General features: G+C 70.4%; 12 protein-coding genes. 5 read left to right on the top strand and 7 right to left on the bottom strand.

The features are described from left to right. Positions 1-14: 14 nt before the first annotated feature. From EPY72_RS12240 to EPY72_RS12225, 4 genes are all read right to left on the bottom strand, one after another. Entirely contained in the window at positions 15-254 is a 240-nt protein-coding gene (locus tag EPY72_RS12240; protein WP_135806628.1) for a CDGSH iron-sulfur domain-containing protein, read from the bottom strand. Between the two features lie 111 nt (positions 255-365). After that, entirely contained in the window at positions 366-1688 is a 1323-nt protein-coding gene (locus EPY72_RS12235) for an oxidoreductase (protein WP_135806609.1), read from the bottom strand. A 172-nt stretch (positions 1689-1860) separates the two neighbouring features. Further along, positions 1861-2418 carry a thioredoxin family protein gene (locus EPY72_RS12230; RefSeq protein WP_135806608.1) on the bottom strand — a complete coding sequence of 186 codons (558 nt, stop codon included), beginning with the start codon at positions 2416-2418 and terminating at the stop codon, positions 1861-1863. A 37-nt stretch (positions 2419-2455) separates the two neighbouring features. Then, entirely contained in the window at positions 2456-3007 is a 552-nt protein-coding gene (locus EPY72_RS12225) for a GNAT family N-acetyltransferase (protein WP_135806607.1), read from the bottom strand. 113 nt (positions 3008-3120) lie between these two features. Between EPY72_RS12225 and EPY72_RS12220 the strand changes: the two genes are divergently transcribed. After that, the gene (locus EPY72_RS12220; RefSeq protein ID WP_135806606.1) at positions 3121-4488 is read left to right on the top strand and encodes an APC family permease; all 1368 of its coding nucleotides are present in this window, start codon (positions 3121-3123) and stop codon (positions 4486-4488) included. 164 nt (positions 4489-4652) lie between these two features. Here EPY72_RS12220 and EPY72_RS12215 read toward each other — a convergent pair whose 3' ends face one another. Next, a complete protein-coding gene (locus EPY72_RS12215) occupies positions 4653-6863 on the bottom strand; it encodes an LUD domain-containing protein (RefSeq protein WP_135806605.1) in 2211 nt (736 codons plus the stop codon). Then, positions 6860-7369 (bottom strand): LUD domain-containing protein, encoded by a 510-nt coding sequence (locus EPY72_RS12210; RefSeq protein ID WP_135806604.1) that lies wholly within the window; start codon positions 7367-7369, stop codon positions 6860-6862. The genes EPY72_RS12215 and EPY72_RS12210 overlap by 4 nt, the downstream gene beginning before the upstream one ends. A 173-nt stretch (positions 7370-7542) precedes the next feature. Here EPY72_RS12210 and EPY72_RS12205 point away from each other — a divergent pair, with 173 nt between their 5' ends. The 3 genes from EPY72_RS12205 (at position 7543) to EPY72_RS12195 (ending at position 12760) form a co-directional block, all read left to right on the top strand. Further along, positions 7543-9240: an L-lactate permease gene (locus EPY72_RS12205; RefSeq protein ID WP_135806603.1), complete on the top strand. Its 1698-nt coding sequence runs from the start codon at positions 7543-7545 to the stop codon at positions 9238-9240. Positions 9241-9327: 87 nt separating this feature from the next. After that, positions 9328-12420: an FAD-binding and (Fe-S)-binding domain-containing protein gene (locus EPY72_RS12200; RefSeq protein WP_135806602.1), complete on the top strand. Its 3093-nt coding sequence runs from the start codon at positions 9328-9330 to the stop codon at positions 12418-12420. Between the two features lie 106 nt (positions 12421-12526). Beyond that, complete coding sequence (locus EPY72_RS12195) at positions 12527-12760, top strand: DUF7385 family protein (protein ID WP_134671470.1); 234 nt, start codon at positions 12527-12529, stop codon at positions 12758-12760. 39 nt (positions 12761-12799) lie between these two features. Here the strand turns inward: EPY72_RS12195 and thrC are convergent, their stop codons facing one another. After that, complete coding sequence (thrC, locus tag EPY72_RS12190) at positions 12800-14023, bottom strand: threonine synthase (protein WP_134671471.1); 1224 nt, start codon at positions 14021-14023, stop codon at positions 12800-12802. Positions 14024-14106: 83 nt separating this feature from the next. On the opposite strand from thrC, the gene EPY72_RS12185 reads away from it, so the two are divergent. Next, positions 14107-15444 (top strand): cytochrome P450, encoded by a 1338-nt coding sequence (locus EPY72_RS12185; RefSeq protein WP_134671472.1) that lies wholly within the window; start codon positions 14107-14109, stop codon positions 15442-15444. The last annotated feature ends 17 nt before the right edge of the window (positions 15445-15461 follow it).

Genomic DNA, 15461 nt, shown 5'->3' with positions numbered 1-15461 from the left:
TCGGCCGCTTCTCCTCACTCGTCGGCGAAGACGATCTCCTCGATCTCGCGGCGCTCGCCGTCGGCGTCGTCGCCGTCGTACTTGTAGACGGTCTCGGCCGCCTCGTCGTCGGTCGCGCGGTGCGAGCCGTCACAGAAGGGGTACTCCCCCGACAGGCCGCACAGACAGACCGCGACGTCTCCTTTCTCCTCGTCGAGGTCGCTCTCGTCGAGCTTGAGCGGGCCGGTCGCCTCGTGGGTGATCTCGCGGGCCATGGCGGCGATTGGACCGCCCGTCACCTAACGCTGGCGTCCTCTCGCCTACGGGTCGCCTCCGGGGCGAGCGCGTCGCTCCCGTCGGCCTCGACCGCCGACCGGTTCGTGCGCTCACTCCTCGCGCGCGCCGGTCTCGGCGTCGCCCGGCAGTTCGTACGCGCCCGCCCGATCGAGTTCGCCCCGCTCGGCCAGCACCGCGGGGGTCCGACAGACGCCGCGGGCGCCGGTCGCCTGCGGGACGGTGCAGTTGTTGCAGTTCTCGCAGACCGCGCCGGCGTCGTCGCTGTCGAGGATGCGGGCGGGGAGTCGCGGCTCGGCGTAGAAGGGCCGGCCCATCCCGACCGCGTCGCAGGCCTCGCCCACCAGCCGGTCGATCTGCTCGCGGTCGCGGATCCCGCCTTCGAGCAACACCGGGATCGAGACGCGCTCGCGCACCCGTCGAGCGAGGTCGGCGTTCCACCCGGGCTCGAAGTCGTAGGCGAGCGCTTCGAGCCGGTTTGCCGCGGCCACCGCCGCGGCCCGCCACCGGCCGCCGAACGCCGCGGCGTACCCCGACCGGAAGCGGTCGTCGCGCCACGCTCGCTCGGGGAACTCCCCGCGGACGATGCTCATGTCCCAGAACGTCGAGGCCGTCACGGGCACCACGGCGTCGTAGCCGATCTCGTCGAGGCGGGCGCAGATCTCGACCGCGTCGTCGGCGCCGAGTCGCCTGCGGACGAACGGCGGCGCCTCGGTCTCGGCGGGCACCTTCGCCATCAGCGCCACGTCGCCGGCCCGCGCCCGGATCTCGTCGTGGACGACCGACAGGAACCGGACGCCGTCGGCGAACTCGTCGTCCCGACGGTTGTAGAACGGCGAGAGGAACTGCTGGACCAGCCCCATGTTCGCGCCCGCGATGTGGACCCCGTCGTAGCCCGCCTCGACCGCGGACGCCGCCGCGCGCCCGAAGTCGGCGGCGAGGTCGTACACCGCCTCCGTGGTGAGCACTTCCGGGTCGTAGCTGAGAAACCCGAGCCGGTCGAGCGCCCGGAGGACTCGGGGCGGCCGCGAGACCGCGAGCTGGCGCAGTTCGGGGTGTTCGCGGCGGTACTCGGCGTGCCACGTCTCCATGCTCCGGAGCCCGCCGTGTTCGAGCTGGACGAAGATCCGGCCGCCGTGGTCGTGGATCGCGTCGGTCAGCCGGGCGAGCCGGGCGACGAACTCGGGATCGGCGACGCTGGTCATCCCCGGGGCGGCACAGCCGCCCTCCTCGCGGACGATGGTCGCGCCCTGACAGACGAGGCCGGCGCCGGCCGCCGCGGCGGGTTCGAGCTCCCGGATCAGGGTGTCGACCGCGTCCGGACCGTTGCCCGCACATTCGAGCAGTGGCGCGCGGTAGAGCCGGTTCGGCAGGCGGAGTCCCCCGATTTCGAGGGGGTCTTCGAGCGCTGACACGACGAGGCGTTCGACGGCCGGTGAGGAAAGCGTTGTCCCCCCGCGTCGGGTATCCGGCGTGACAGCCGCCCTCGCTGGCGGGGTCGGCTCCTCGCGGGACGTTCTCGCTGGCCGCCGCGGCGTCGGCGGGCGGCGCCGGGACTCGCCCGCGCCCGACTCCGAACGCTTGGTCTCACTTCCACTTGATCGAACAGCCCCGCGAGGGCATGAACTCCAGGTCCACGTCCCCGCCCGCCAGCACCGCGTCGATGGCGTCCCGGACGTACACTTCGGTCGCCTCGTCGTCGGGGTTGAGCGCGTCGTCGAGCCGGCCGTGGTACGCTAGCGTGAAGGTGTCGCCCTCGTTGCGCAGGACGAACGGATCGGGAGTACAGACCGCGCCGTAGGCGTCGGCGACCGCCTGTGTCTCGTCGCGGAGGTAGGCGTCGTACCGGATCGTACCGTCCTCGACGTATTCGACCATCTTCTCGAACGAGTCGTCGGGGTACTCCTCGGCGTCGTTGGGGTTGACCCCGACGACCGCGGCGTCGTCGTACTCGGCGGCCACGTCGTTGAGCAGTTCGAACTTCGCCTGCGCGTACGGGCAGTGGTTGCAGGTGAACACCAGCAAGACCGCCTCGTAGTCGGCGAACGACTCCAGCGTGTACGTCTCGCCGTCGGTCCCCTCCAGTTCGAAGTTCGGCACCGGATCCTCGCGCTCCAGTTCCGTCTCGGACTCTTTCATCACCATGCGCGGCGTTTGGGTGGCCGTCCCAAAGTAAATTGCTCTACTCGGCCCGCCAGTCGGCGCGCAACAGCCCGTACCACAGCATATCGCGGTACTCCCCGCGGAACCACGCGGCCTCGCGCAACCGGCCCTCGCGCTCGAAGCCGAGCGACTCCAGCAGGCCGATCGAGGCGTCGTTGAACGCCCCGACCCGCGCGCTCGCCCGCCGGAGGTTCAGATCCTCGAACGCGTACCGGACCAGTTCGGCGACCGCGTCCGAGCCGTACCCGTTTCCGTGGTGTTCCGGGGCGACGTAGTAGCCGATCTCGGCGGCCCGCGACCGATCGGTCGCGCCCGGCCCGTACTCGGTGCCGGTCAGCGAGACGACCCCGACCGGCGCGTCGTCGTCCCAGATCAGACAGTGGACGTGATCCTCGTCCGAGAGCACGTCCTCGAAGAACTCCGTTCCCTGTTCGCGGTTCATCGGGGTCGCGTCGAGCGCGGGCCGCCAGACGCGGGGGTCGTTCATGCAACGCTGGACGAACTCGACGTCCGCGGCCTCGACGGGCCGAAGCGTCACCGCGTCGGCCTCCAGAAAGACGGGTCCCGGCATGGCCCGGGCTTGTCCGGCGGCCGAAAAAAAGCCACCGCGAGCCGAGCCGCGGCGGGGCCGCCGGCTCCCACGACCGGGGATTCTAAGCCCCGCTCTCCCGATACGTGTGCTGGATGAGCGGTAGCGACGACCCAGAGGCGGTCGACGGCGCGTCGGAGCTCGAACGCACCATCGGTCTCCCCGGCGCGATCACCATCGGCGTCGGGACGATGATCGGGGCGGGAATCTTCGTCTTCCCGGGGCTGGCCGCCGGTCGGGCCGGCCCCGCGGCGACCGTCTCGTTCGCCATCGGGGCGGGCGTCGCGCTCCTCGTCGCGCTCCCGACGGCCGAGTTGGCGACCGCGATGCCCGAGAGCGGCGGCGGCTACTACTTCGTCTCCCGCGGGCTCGGCGGCGTCTTCGGGGGGACGGTCGGCGTCTCGCTGACTTTCGGACTCGTGTTCGCCGCGGCGTTCTATCTAGTCGGGTTCGGCGAGTACGCGGTGGCGGCGCTCGCGGAGGCTGGCCTTCGGGTGGCGATCCCGGCGGCGATCGGACCGCTCTCGGACGTCTACGCGCTCGCCATCGGGGCCGGACTCGCGCTCACGGCGCTGGGGATCGTGGGAACCGAGAACGCCGAATCGCTCCAGAACGCCCTCGTCGGACTACTGGTGGCGATCCTGCTCGTCGTTCTGGCTCGGAGCGCGCTCGACGTGTTCGGACTCCTGGGCGGCTCCCGGGTTCCGGAGGAGTTCGTCCCGTACGGCTACGGGGCGGTGTTCTCGACGGCCGCGCTGGTGTTCACCTCGTATCTCGGGTTCGCGCAGATCGCCACGGTCGCGGGCGAAATCGTCGAGCCCGACCGGACCCTCCCGGTGGCGCTGGTGGGTTCGGTCCTGTTCGTAGGGGCGCTGTACGTCGTCACCGTGTTCGTCGCGGCCAGCACCTTCGAACCGGCCGCGCTCGTCGAACTGGGCGAGACCGCGACCGCCGAGATCGCCCGCGCGTATCTGGGGCCGGTCGGCGCGATCGCGGCGCTGGTCGCGGGGTTTCTCGCGACGCTTTCGAGCGCGAACGCCTCGCTGTTGAGCGGTTCGCGGACCGTCCACGCGCTCAGCCGGGACGGACTCGCGCCCGAGCGAACCGCCCGCGTGAGCCAGCGGTACGGCACGCCCCACTTCGCGCTGTCGCTCGTCGGCGGGCTCGCCGTCGCGCTGGTCGTCGTCGGCCCCATCGAGACGCTCGCGGAGGTGGCGTCCTTTCTCCACCTCCTGATGTACGGGCTGATGTGCGTGACCCAGATCCGCCTGCGGCGCTCGGACCCGGCGTGGTACGAGCCGACGTTTCGGTGTCCGGCGACCCCGTGGGTTTCGATCGGCGGTGCGGTCGCGAGCGCCGGACTGCTGGCGTTCATGCAGCCCCTCTCGCAGGTCGTCGGCCTCGCCGTCACCGGCTTCGGAACCGCGTGGTACTACGTATACGGCTCGCCTCCGGAGATGTGAGCGGACTGTGAGTAATGAGACCGCCCCTCAAAGCGGTCGTTCCGGTTGCGGTTCTCGAAGGCGAGAGCGTTCCGGACGCGCTCGTCGAGGTGCTGGTCGTTCGTCGACCTCGCGACGCGTGGGCCTCCGAGTGAGCGCGCCGAACTCCTCCGACCCGGGGCCGCTCACCGTCCGGGGTCGACGAGCTGGACGGGGTGGCGCGACGGTCGCGAGAGCAGCGAGTCGAGCTGTTCGAGACACGAGGTGCCGCTGGCGACCACCGTCCGGTCGCGGGCGTCTGGCTCGCGGAACTGCTCGCCGAGGTCCTCGCCGACCGCCCGGCTCAGATCGTAGTATTCGGACTTGTAGCCGAAGCTCCCGGCCATCCCGCAACACTCCACGTCGGAGGTGAGCACGTCGTAGTCGAGCGCCTCCAGCACCGCTTCGGTGTGGCCCGCCAGCCCGAGGGTGCGCTGCTGGCAGTGGCTGTGGTAGGCGACTCGCTCGCCGTCCCCGCCCGCCAGCGCGTCGCCGGGCGCGCCGTTCTCCAGCAGGCCGTAGACGTACTCCATCACCTCGTAGCTGGCGTCGGCGAGTCGCTCGTGGGCGGCCTCGGGGAGCAGTCGCTCGTACTCGCGGTGGAACATCGCGAGGTCGCTCGGCTCGATCACCACGACGTCCCGACCCGCGTCGACGTGCTCGGCAAGCGCCGCGTAGGTCTCGCTCGCCAGCTCGTCGGCGGTCGCGACCATCCCCTGCGAGAGCGGTGCGCGCCCGCTCTCGGGGGCTTCTGGCACCCGGACCCGGACGCCCAGCGCCTCCAGGGTCCGGACCGCGGCCTTCCCGCGCTCGGTCTGGATGTGGTTGGTGTACACGTCGGGGTACAGCACCGCCTCCCGGTCGGCCGCCTCGGGGCCGACCCGCGGGCCGCGGTCGGCGAACCACTCGACGAGCGTCTCGCGCTCGAACGACGGGAGCTCGCGCCGGCTGTCGATCCCGACGAACCGCTCTAACAGCCGACGCGAGGCGTCGGCGCTCGCCAGCCAGTTCGAGAGCGGCGCGGTCGCGCTCCCGAGCTTCGCGAGGGTGCCGAAGTTGCCGAAAAAGCGCTTCTGGATGTCCAGCCCCGACGGCTCCGCGTCGGGCGAGAGCCCGTCGACGAGGAACTCGAACTCGCTGGGGGCGCCCTCGCGGTTGAGCCGGTCGCGCACCACCGTGTTGATCCACGGGATGTCGATCTTCACCGGACACTGGTTCACACAGCGCGAACAGCCCGTACAGAGGTCGTTGAACTCGCTGGCGCTGTCCTCGCCGTGGACGCCGGCCTCCCACCCGGTGGCGATGCCGCCCGAGTAGGTCTCGCCGCCGAAGGCGTGGCCGCCGACCTGCTGGAAGTTCGCACACGAGTTCGCACAGGCGCTACACCGGATGCAGTACAGCGTCTCGCGGAGCTGGTCGTCCTCGCGCATCGCCATCCGGCCGTTGTCGAGCAACACGAGGTGGAACTCCCGGTCGGCGTCCTGCTCGGAGAGGGGCGCCTCGCCGTCGAACTCGACGGTCGGCGACTCGCCGGGCGGCGAGAACAGCGAGATGTAGGAGGTGATGTCCTGGCCGGTCCCCGACCGGCCGATGAGTTCGACGAACGGGTGGAGGTCCCGGAGGTTCGGCACCAGCTTCTCGACGCCCGCGACCGCGACGTGGGTGTCGGTCGCCTGAACGGTCTTGCGGGCGTTGCCCTCGCTCGTGACGAGCGCGAGGGTGCCGGTGTCGGCCGCGACGAAGTTCGCGCCGGTCATCCCGACCTCGGCCTCCTCGATGCGCTCGCCGAGGTACTCGCGGGCGAACTGGGTCAGCTCCTCGGCGGTTTCGAGGGGCTCGTCGGGCTCGAAGTGGGCGTTGAACAGCTCGGCGATCCCCTCCCGGGACTTGTGGATGGCGGGCGCGACGATGTGGCTCGGGGCCTCGTCGGCGACTTGAAGGACGAACTCCCCGAGGTCGGTCTCCCAGACGTCGGTCCCCCTCGCCTCGAGGTGGTCGTTGACCTCGATCTCCTCGGTGGTCATCGACTTGCTCTTGACCAGCGTGTCGGCGTCGCGGTCCGCGACGACCTCCGCGATGTAGCGGTTGGCGTCCGCGGCGTCGTCGGCGAGGTAGACCGTCCCGCCGTTGGCCTCGACGCTCGCTCGGACCTGCTCGATCAGCTCCGGGAGCCGTTCGATGGCGTCCTCCTTGATCGCCCGCGCTCGCTCTTTCAGCCCCTCGTAGTCGTCGAGGCCCCCGACCGACTCGTACCGGCCCTCGTTGAACCCCTTGGTGTTCGCGGCGACCGCCTCGCCCTCCGCGGCGAGGGTCTGGCGGATCTTCGCGGCCTTGGCCGCCCGTGACTCGGAGCTCATCGGTCCTCCAGCACGACGACGTGGACGTCTTTCGGCCCGTGGGCGCCCTTCACGAGCGAGCCCATGTCGGCGGTCGCGCTCGGCCCGGTCGCGATGATGGCGTCGCCGGCCTCGTCGGTCATCGCGTCGGCGAGCCGCCCGAAGGCGGTCTCCATGTCGGGCACTACGTCGCTCTCGGCGAGCACCGCGACGTGGCGCTCGGGGTAGAGTGCGACCGGCTCGGTGCCGGGCGCGTCCGGTCGCAGGACGACCGACCCGTAGTCGGCGATGGCGAACTCGGCGGCGGTCACGCCCGTCGCGGCCGCGTCGAGTTCGGCCGGCGTCGGGTCGCTGGTCACGTCGGTCCCGGCCAGCGAGACGCCCTCGAACGGGAGGCCGACACCGACCGCCGGCCCGGTGACGGCGTCCGCGAGCGTCGCCTCGAAGGCCGCGGCCGTCGTCCGCGACCACGTCACCCCGAGTCCCTCCAGCGATTCCTCGAACTCGTCGGTCGCCTTCGCGCTCATGGCCGGATCTTGTGAGGGGATCCAATTAGGTATTGTGTCACCGACCGCCCCTCGTCGGCGGCTCGACGGCTCGAACGGCAGGAACGCTCCGGGAAAATAATTATTTTTAATTAGCTTTATGTAGAAAGTTACTTACCGACATTATCGATCGGTTAAAACATGGAGGCACGCCAATGGTAAGCGTCGCTGTGCTCGCGCTCGCTGGAGCAGTGCCCATCGGTGCCGCGTTCGCCCTGCTCGTCGGCCTCAGGTGGTCGGCGGCCCGGGCGATGGGCGTCGGATGGGTGCTCGCGACGGTACTGGGTCTGACCCTCTGGGGGATGGAGCCGACGTGGTGGGCCGCGTCGGCGATCTACGGCGCGCTCCAGGCGGTCAGCATCATCCTCATCGTCTTCGGGGCGATACTCCTGATGAACTACCTCGACGGGAGCGGGGCCATCTCGACGATCAGGTGGTACTTCACCCAGATCGCCGAGGACCGCCGCATCCAGTTGCTCCTGATCGGGATCGGCTTCGAGACGATCATCGAGGGCGCGGCGGGCTTCGGGACGCCCGGCGCGCTGGCCGCGCCGCTGTTCATCGGTCTGGGCTTCCCGCCGCTGGCCGCCGCGGTGTTCGGCCTGCTGTTCAACGCCCCGAGTCCGCCGTTCGGCGCCGCGGGGACCCCCGTCCTCGGCGGCGTCGGGTCGGTCATCGGCGCGGAGTCGCTCCCGGCCGGGATGTCCCAGATCGAGTTTCTGAATCTGGTGTCTGCGTGGACCGGCGTCGTCACCGGGCTCACCTTCGCGTTCTGGGGCGTTCTCGCGGTCGTGTTGCTCGGCTACTGGTTCGGCGACGAGGACGAGCGCTCGTTCGCGGGCGCGCTCCGAGTCGCGCTCCCGGCGGTGCCGTTCGCGCTCGTGCTCGGCGTCGTCGCGGGCGTCTCGCAGGCCGCGGTCGCGTGGTTCCTCGGCCCGGCACTGCCCGACATCGCCTCCGGGTTCGTCGCGCTCGGCGTCGGGGTGCTCATGGCCAACCGCGGAGTGCTGGTGCCCGACGACGACTGGGAGTTCCCCGACGAGGAGTCGTGGACCGACTCGTGGCGCGGCGGCCTCGACCTCGACGAGATACAGACCGACAGCCCGCGCAAGGAGATGTCGGTGGTGCTCGCGTGGACGCCCTACCTGCTCGTGGCGGGGGTCCTGCTCGTCACGCGGTGGCCCGGCCTCGGCCTGCTCGACGCCATCCAGCAGTACACGGTCGGGATCGACAGCATCCTCGGCACCGAGCTCTCGTTCTCGATCCGGTATCTCTACCTGCCGGGGACGATGCCGTTCATCCCGGTCGCGATCCTGACCGGGGCGCTTCACCGGATGGACGCCGACGAGATGGTCGACGCGTGGCGCGACTCCATCTCGCAGGTCTCCTCGGCGGCGGTCACGCTCGTGGTCGCGGTGTCGATGAGCCAGGTCATGATTCAGTCGGCGACCAACCCCAAGGGCGTGATCGGGATGATGGAGGCGCTCTCGCGGGTGCTCGCGCTGGGCGCGGGCGAACTCCTGCCGATGGTCTCGCCGTGGATCGGCGCGCTCGGATCGTTCATGACCGGGAGCAACACCTCCTCGGACATCCTGTTCAGCGCGCTCCAGTTCGACGCCGCGGGCGACGTGGGCATCTCGCGGGTCGTCGTCGTCGCGCTCCAGAACGTCGGCGGCGGCATCGGTAACATGGTGTCGGTGCTGAACGTCGCCGCGATCTGCGGGGTCGTCGGTATCACGGGCCGGGAGGGCGACATGCTCCGCAAGACCGTCGTCCCGACCGCGATCTTCGCGGTGGTCGCCGGCCTGCTCGGGATGGCGTTCGCCTACGTGCTCGTTCCGGGGCTGTTCTGAGCCCGCCGGCCCTCGTCGCCGGCCCCGAGCCGGCAAACCGGTTCGGGATCGCGGCGTTTTATCCCTCTCAACTCCCAATACTCCGACATGGCCAGCAGACCGACCGGCTCCCGCGACCCCGCAGACGGCGGGGACTACGACTACCGTAGCGACGACGTCGATCGCCCCGGCTTGGTCTCGGATCTCGACGCCCGCGTGGCGGGCGACGTGCGCTTCGATTCGTACACCCGCCAGCTGTACGCGACCGACGCCAGCATCTACGAGCAGACTCCGATCGGCGTCGTGTTCCCGACCTCGACCGACGACGTGGCCGCGGTGATGACCTACTGCGCCGAGCGGGAGATACCGGTCCTCCCGCGGGGCGGGGGCACCAGCCTCGCGGGCCAGACCGTCAACGAGGCGGTCGTGCTCGATTTCACCCGCCACATGGACGGGCTGGTCTCGTTCGACCCCGACGAGGCGCTCGCGGTCGCCCAGCCGGGCATCACGCTCGGCGAACTCAACGCCGCGCTCGCACCCGACGGCCTGAAGTTCGCGCCCGACCCGGCGTGGGGCGACAAGAGCGTCCTCGGCGGCGCGATCGGGAACAACTCGACGGGGGCTCACTCGCTGAAGTACGGCAAGACCGACGCGTACGTCGAGTCGTGCGAGGTCGTCTTGGCGGACGGCACCGTGACGACGTTCGGCGAGGTCTCGCTCGACGAACTCCGAGCCCGGGCCGACCCGGAGGCCGTGGACCTCGAAGCCCGCATCTACGCCGAACTCGTCCGTCTCATCGACGAGGAGGCCGACGAGATCGAGGCCCGGTTCCCCGACATGAAGCGCAACGTCTCGGGGTACAACCTCGACGTGCTCGTCGAGGAGGCCCGCGAGGCCCAGCGCGGCTCGGAACGTGCGAGCGGTGGCGCCGCGAGCGACGGTGGCTCGATCAACCTCGCCAAACTGCTCGCCGGGAGCGAGGGCACCCTCGGAATCGTCACCGAGGCGACGGTCTCGCTCGAACCCGTCCCCGAGACCAAGGCGGTCGCGCTCCTCGCCTACGACGACGTGATCGACGCGATGGAGGACGTCGCCCCGATCCTCGAACACGACCCGGCGGCCGTCGAGGTGATGGACGACGTGTTGCTCGACCTCGCGGCCGAGACCGACGAGTTCGCGGACGTGGTCGCGATGCTCCCCGACGGGACCGACTCGGTGTTGCTCGTGGAGTTCTACGCCGAGGACGACGCCCACGGCCGCGAGCAGGTCGCGGACCTCGTCGCCGATCGGGTGCCGGACGCGACCACCGCGGCCGCCCCGAGCGACGGCGCGGCGGCGACCACCGACGCGGCCCGGCGGGCGGTCGCGGCGATGGAGGCCCACGCCGACGACGAGCGCGCCCGCTTCTGGAAGATGCGCAAGTCCGGGCTCCCCATCCTGCTGTCCCGGACCGGCGACGAGAAGCACTTCGCGTTCCTCGAAGACACCGCGATCCCGCCCGAGAACCTCCCGGAGTACGTCGCGGAGTTTCAGGGAATCCTCGACGACCACGACACGTTCGCGAGCTACTACGCCCACGCCGGGCCGGGCGTGCTCCACATCCGACCGCTGGTCAACACCAAGACCGACGACGGGGTCGAGACGATGCGCTCGATCGCCGACGCGGTGACCGACCTCGTGGTGAAATACGACGGGAGCGTCTCGGGCGAGCACGGCGACGGCCGCGCCCGGACCCAGTGGAACCGCAAGCTCTACGGCGAGCGCCTCTGGCAGTCGTTCCGCGATCTCAAGACCGCGTTCGACCCCGACTGGCTTCTCAACCCCGGGCAGGTGTGTGGCGACGTCGACATGACCGAGAATCTGCGATTCGACCCCGACTACGAGTTCGACGCGCCGTTCGACCCGGCGCTCGACTGGGACAACGAGAACGGCTTTCAGGGGATGGTCGAGCTCTGTCACGGCTGTGCGGGCTGTCGGGGCGAGCAGGAGACCACCGGCGGCGTGATGTGTCCGACTTACCGGGCCGCCGACGAGGAGATCACCTCGACCCGGGGCCGGGCGAACATGCTCCGGCGCGCGATGACCGGCGACCTGCCCGACGAGGAACTGTTCTCCGAGGAGTTCGCCGACGAGGTGCTGGACCTCTGCATCGGCTGTAAGGGCTGTAAACACGACTGTCCGAGCGGGGTCGACATGGCGAAGCTCAAAGCCGAGATCGAACACGAGAACCACCGCCGGGACGGCGTCTCGATCCGCGACCGGCTGTTCGGCGACCCCGAGACGCTGCTGTCGCTGGGGAGCGCGTTCGCGCCCCTCTCGAACTGGGCGACGAAGCTCCCGGGCGCCCGGACGCTCGTCGAGAAGACGGTGGGCATCGCGCGCGACCGGACGCTCCCGTCGTTCGAGCGCGAGACGTTCCGCGAGTGGTTCGCCGACCGCGGCCCGCGGGTCGACCCCGAGGCGGCCGACCGGAAGGCGCTGCTCGTCGCCGACCCCTACACCAACTACAGCCACCCCGAGGTCGGGAAGGCGGCGGTCAGGGCGCTCGAAGCCGCGAACGTCCACGTCCGCGTCCCCGACGACGTCACCGATAGCGGTCGCCCCGCGTTCTCGAAGAGCCTCCTCGACCGGGCGCGCGAGACCGCCCGCGAGAACGTCGCCGCGCTCGCGCCCCGCGTCGCGGACGGCTGGGACGTGGTCGTCGCCGAGCCCTCCGACGCCGTGATGTTCCAGTCGGACTACTTCGACCTGCTCGGCGACGACCCCGCGGTCTCGGGGTCGGACCTCGACGCCGTCGCCGCCAGCGCGTACGGCGTCTGTGAGTATCTCGACGCGTTCGGGCTCGACGAGAACGCCGCGTTCGAGGCCCCCGGCGAGTCGCTTTCCTACCACGGTCACTGCCACCAGAAGGCGACCAAGAAAGACCACCACGCGGTCGGGGTCCTCCGGCGGGCGGGCTACGAGGTGGACCCGCTGGACTCGGGGTGTTGCGGGATGGCCGGGAGCTTCGGCTACGAGGCCGAACACTTCTCGATGAGCGAGGCCATCGGCGAGATCCTGTTCGAGCAGGTCGAGGACAGCGACGGCGACGTGGTGGTCGCGCCCGGCGCGTCGTGTCGGACCCAGCTCGGCGACCGGGATGGCGACGCCCCCGAGCCGCCCCACCCGATCGAGAAGGTCGCCGAGGCCGTCGCGGAGTGACTCCGCGACCGGCGCCGTCGCGCGCCGGACGGCCGACCGCGGGGCCGGGCTCGGGGTGTTCGAGCGATACAGTTATCCGGACGCCGCCCAATCGCAATCGCGAGCCATGAACCGGAGCGAGCTCGACGAGTTGCTCTCGTCGCTGACGCCCCACGAGTCGGCCGACACCGTGAACACGTACCGGAACACGGTCAGCATCGCGTGTCCGGCCTGCGAGGAGCCGTTCGACGATCTGGTCGTCTGCGAGGGCGAGTACGACAGCCTCGAACTGAGTCAGGTGCTCGACCTCTGCGTGACGACCGCCGACGACGACGTGTTGCTGTTCACCCACCAGCACTGACCGCGTTCGGCCCCGGCCCTCGTCGGATGCGGCCGGCGGTCACGCGCCGTACCGCGCGATCACGTCGTCGAGGTCGGCGTCGATCCGCTCGATCTCGCCGGCCGCCCGCATCGCGCTCGCGGCGTCTTTCAGCCCGTTGCCGGTGAGGACCGCCACCACCGACTCGCCGGCCTCGACGATACCCTTCCGGCGGGCCTTCCGAAGCCCCGCGATCGGGGCCGCTCCCGCGGGCTCGGCGTACAGGCCCTCGGTCCGACCGAGCGTCGCTTCGGCCGCCAGTATCTCCTCGTCGGTCACGAGCACCGAGTCACCGCCGCTGTCTTCGAGCGCCCGGCACGCCTTGACCGTGTTCCGGGGGCGCCCGACCGCGATGCTGTCGGCCACCGTGTCGGCGACTTCGTCGGCGTCGTCGGTCTCGCGGAACGCGTCGTGGATGGCGCTTGCGCCCTCGGCCTGGACGCCGAGCATTTTCGGCGTCTCGGCCACCAGATCGAGCTCCGCGAACTCCCGGAACCCCTTCCAGCCGCCGGCGATCGTACAGCCGTCGCCCATCGAGAAGACGAGCCAGTCGGGACAGTCGCCCCGAGTCTGCTCGGCGAGTTCGTGGCCGACCGTCCGCTTGCCCTCGACCTGAAACGGATTGATCGCGGCGTTGCGGTTGTACCACCCGAACTCCTCGGTCGCGTCGAGCGAGAGGTCGTAGGCCTCGTCGTAGCTTCCCGCGACCCCGAGCACGTCGGCGCCGTAGACGAGCGGCTGGGCGAGCTTTCCCTCCGGGGCGTCCTCGGGGACGAAGATCCGACAGTCGAGCCCCGCCCGGGCGGCGTACCCGCCGAGCGACGCCGCCGCGTTCCCGGTCGACGCGCAGGTGACGACCTCGCGGCCGGCGGCCTTCGCCTTCGTGACCGCGACGCTGGTCGCGCGGTCTTTCAGCACGCCCGTGGGGTTGCGCCCGTCGTCTTTGATCCGCAGGTCGACGCTCAGTTCCGCGCCCAGCCGGGGTGCCTCGAGCAGGTCGGTGCCGCCCTCGCCGAGCGACACCGGGTCGACGTCGTCGGCGACCGGCAAGAACGCGCGATACTTCCACTGGTCGGGAATCGCGCCGTCGAGGTCGGCGTCGAACCGCTCGCGGACGACGTCGTAGTCGTAGGTCACTTCGAGGATCCCGCGGACTCCCTCGTGGTTCGGGCAGGTGTAGACGACCCGTTCGGGGTCGTAGGTCTCGCCGCACAGCGTACATTCGAGCGCCGTGACGTGGTCCATGTGGGACCACTCCGCCTCGCGGGATATAATAGCACGCCCCGATCGCCGCCGGATTCATGACGTTCGACTCCTAAGCACCGCTAATGAGCTCCTCACCGCCGGGGCCGAGCGGAGAACCGCTGTTCGGCAGTAGCCGCCGATACGCCCGCGATCCGTTTCGCTTCCTCTCGGCGTGCGAACGGGCCTACGGGAGCGTCGTGCAGTTCGACCTCGGGCCGCTGAACACCTACCTCCTGACCGACCCCGCCGACGTCGAGCGGGTGCTGGTCTCGGAGGCCGACCAGTTCCGCAAGCCCGACTTCCAGAGCGACGCGCTCGGCGACCTGCTCGGGAAGGGGCTGTTGCTCAGCGAGGGCCAGACGTGGCGGAAACAGCGCCAGCTCGCCAACCCCGCGTTCGACATGGGTCGGCTGATGGGGTTCGCCGACCGGATCGTCGACCACCACGACGACCTGCTCGCCGACTGGGCCGACGGCGCCGGCGTCGACGTCGAACAGGAGATGACGCAGGTGACCCTCGCGGTCATCGTCGACCTGATGCTCGGCACCGACCTCGACGACGAGCGGGTCCGGACCATCCGGGAGTCGCTGGTACCGCTGGGCGCGCGGTTCGAGCCCGACCCCGTCCGGTTCGCCGCCCCGCGGTGGCTACCGATGCCCGGCGACGGCGAGTACGACGCCGCCGTCGGGACGATGGAGTCGGTCATCGACGACATCGTGACCGAGCGACGCGGGACCCACGGCGACGCCGCCGCCGACGAGGGCCCCGACGACCTGCTGTCGATCCTCCTGCGCGCGCAGGATCGGGGCGAGCAGTCGAGCCGCCAGATCCGCGACGAGGTGATGACGATGCTGTTGGCGGGCCACGACACCACCGCGCTGACCCTGACCTACGCGTGGTATCTCCTCTCCCAACACCCCGAGGCCGAGCGCCGGGTCCACGCCGAGGTCGACGAGGTGCTCGGCGACGACCGGCCCACGATAGACGACGTGGGCGACCTCGCGTTCGTCGAGCAGGTGGTCGACGAGTCGATGCGGCTGTACCCGCCGGTGTACACCATGTTCCGCGAGCCGAAGTCGGCCGTCGAACTGGGCGGGTATCGCGTCCCCGAGGACGCCGCGATCATGCTCTCTCAGTGGGCGATGCACCGCTCGGAGCGCTACTGGGACGAACCGGACGCGTTCGACCCCGACCGGTGGGACCGCGACGTCGACCGCCCGCGGTTCGCGTACTTCCCGTTCGGGGGCGGTCCCCGCCACTGCATCGGCAAGCACCTCGCCAAACTCGAGGCCAAGCTCATCCTCGCACGCACCGCCCAGCGGTACAGCCTCGAGTACACCGGCGAGGAGGGTCTCGACCTCCTGCCGTCGCTGACGATGCACCCGCGAAACGGGATGCCGATGCGCGTCCGCGAGCGGTGAGCCCCCGACTGTCGCCC

This window comes from Halorussus marinus (assembly GCF_004765795.1).
In the GTDB taxonomy this organism is placed as follows: Archaea; Halobacteriota; Halobacteria; order Halobacteriales; family Haladaptataceae; genus Halorussus; species Halorussus marinus.
Note: the sequence above shows the minus strand (reverse complement) of the source record. Positions and strands in the feature narration are given on the sequence as shown.

What these genes read in the sequence shown, in the direction of transcription:
- EPY72_RS12240 (WP_135806628.1), bottom strand. Translation starts at nt 254, where the DNA reads ATGGCCCGCGAGATCACCCACGAGGCGACCGGCCCGCTCAAGCTCGAC.
- EPY72_RS12230 (WP_135806608.1), bottom strand. Translation starts at nt 2,418, where the DNA reads ATGGTGATGAAAGAGTCCGAGACGGAACTGGAGCGCGAGGATCCGGTG.
- EPY72_RS12225 (WP_135806607.1), bottom strand. Translation starts at nt 3,007, where the DNA reads ATGCCGGGACCCGTCTTTCTGGAGGCCGACGCGGTGACGCTTCGGCCC.
- EPY72_RS12220 (WP_135806606.1), top strand. Translation starts at nt 3,121, where the DNA reads ATGAGCGGTAGCGACGACCCAGAGGCGGTCGACGGCGCGTCGGAGCTC.
- EPY72_RS12215 (WP_135806605.1), bottom strand. Translation starts at nt 6,863, where the DNA reads ATGAGCTCCGAGTCACGGGCGGCCAAGGCCGCGAAGATCCGCCAGACC.
- EPY72_RS12210 (WP_135806604.1), bottom strand. Translation starts at nt 7,369, where the DNA reads ATGAGCGCGAAGGCGACCGACGAGTTCGAGGAATCGCTGGAGGGACTC.
- EPY72_RS12205 (WP_135806603.1), top strand. Translation starts at nt 7,543, where the DNA reads ATGGTAAGCGTCGCTGTGCTCGCGCTCGCTGGAGCAGTGCCCATCGGT.
- EPY72_RS12200 (WP_135806602.1), top strand. Translation starts at nt 9,328, where the DNA reads ATGGCCAGCAGACCGACCGGCTCCCGCGACCCCGCAGACGGCGGGGAC.
- EPY72_RS12195 (WP_134671470.1), top strand. Translation starts at nt 12,527, where the DNA reads ATGAACCGGAGCGAGCTCGACGAGTTGCTCTCGTCGCTGACGCCCCAC.
- thrC (WP_134671471.1), bottom strand. Translation starts at nt 14,023, where the DNA reads ATGGACCACGTCACGGCGCTCGAATGTACGCTGTGCGGCGAGACCTAC.
- EPY72_RS12185 (WP_134671472.1), top strand. Translation starts at nt 14,107, where the DNA reads ATGAGCTCCTCACCGCCGGGGCCGAGCGGAGAACCGCTGTTCGGCAGT.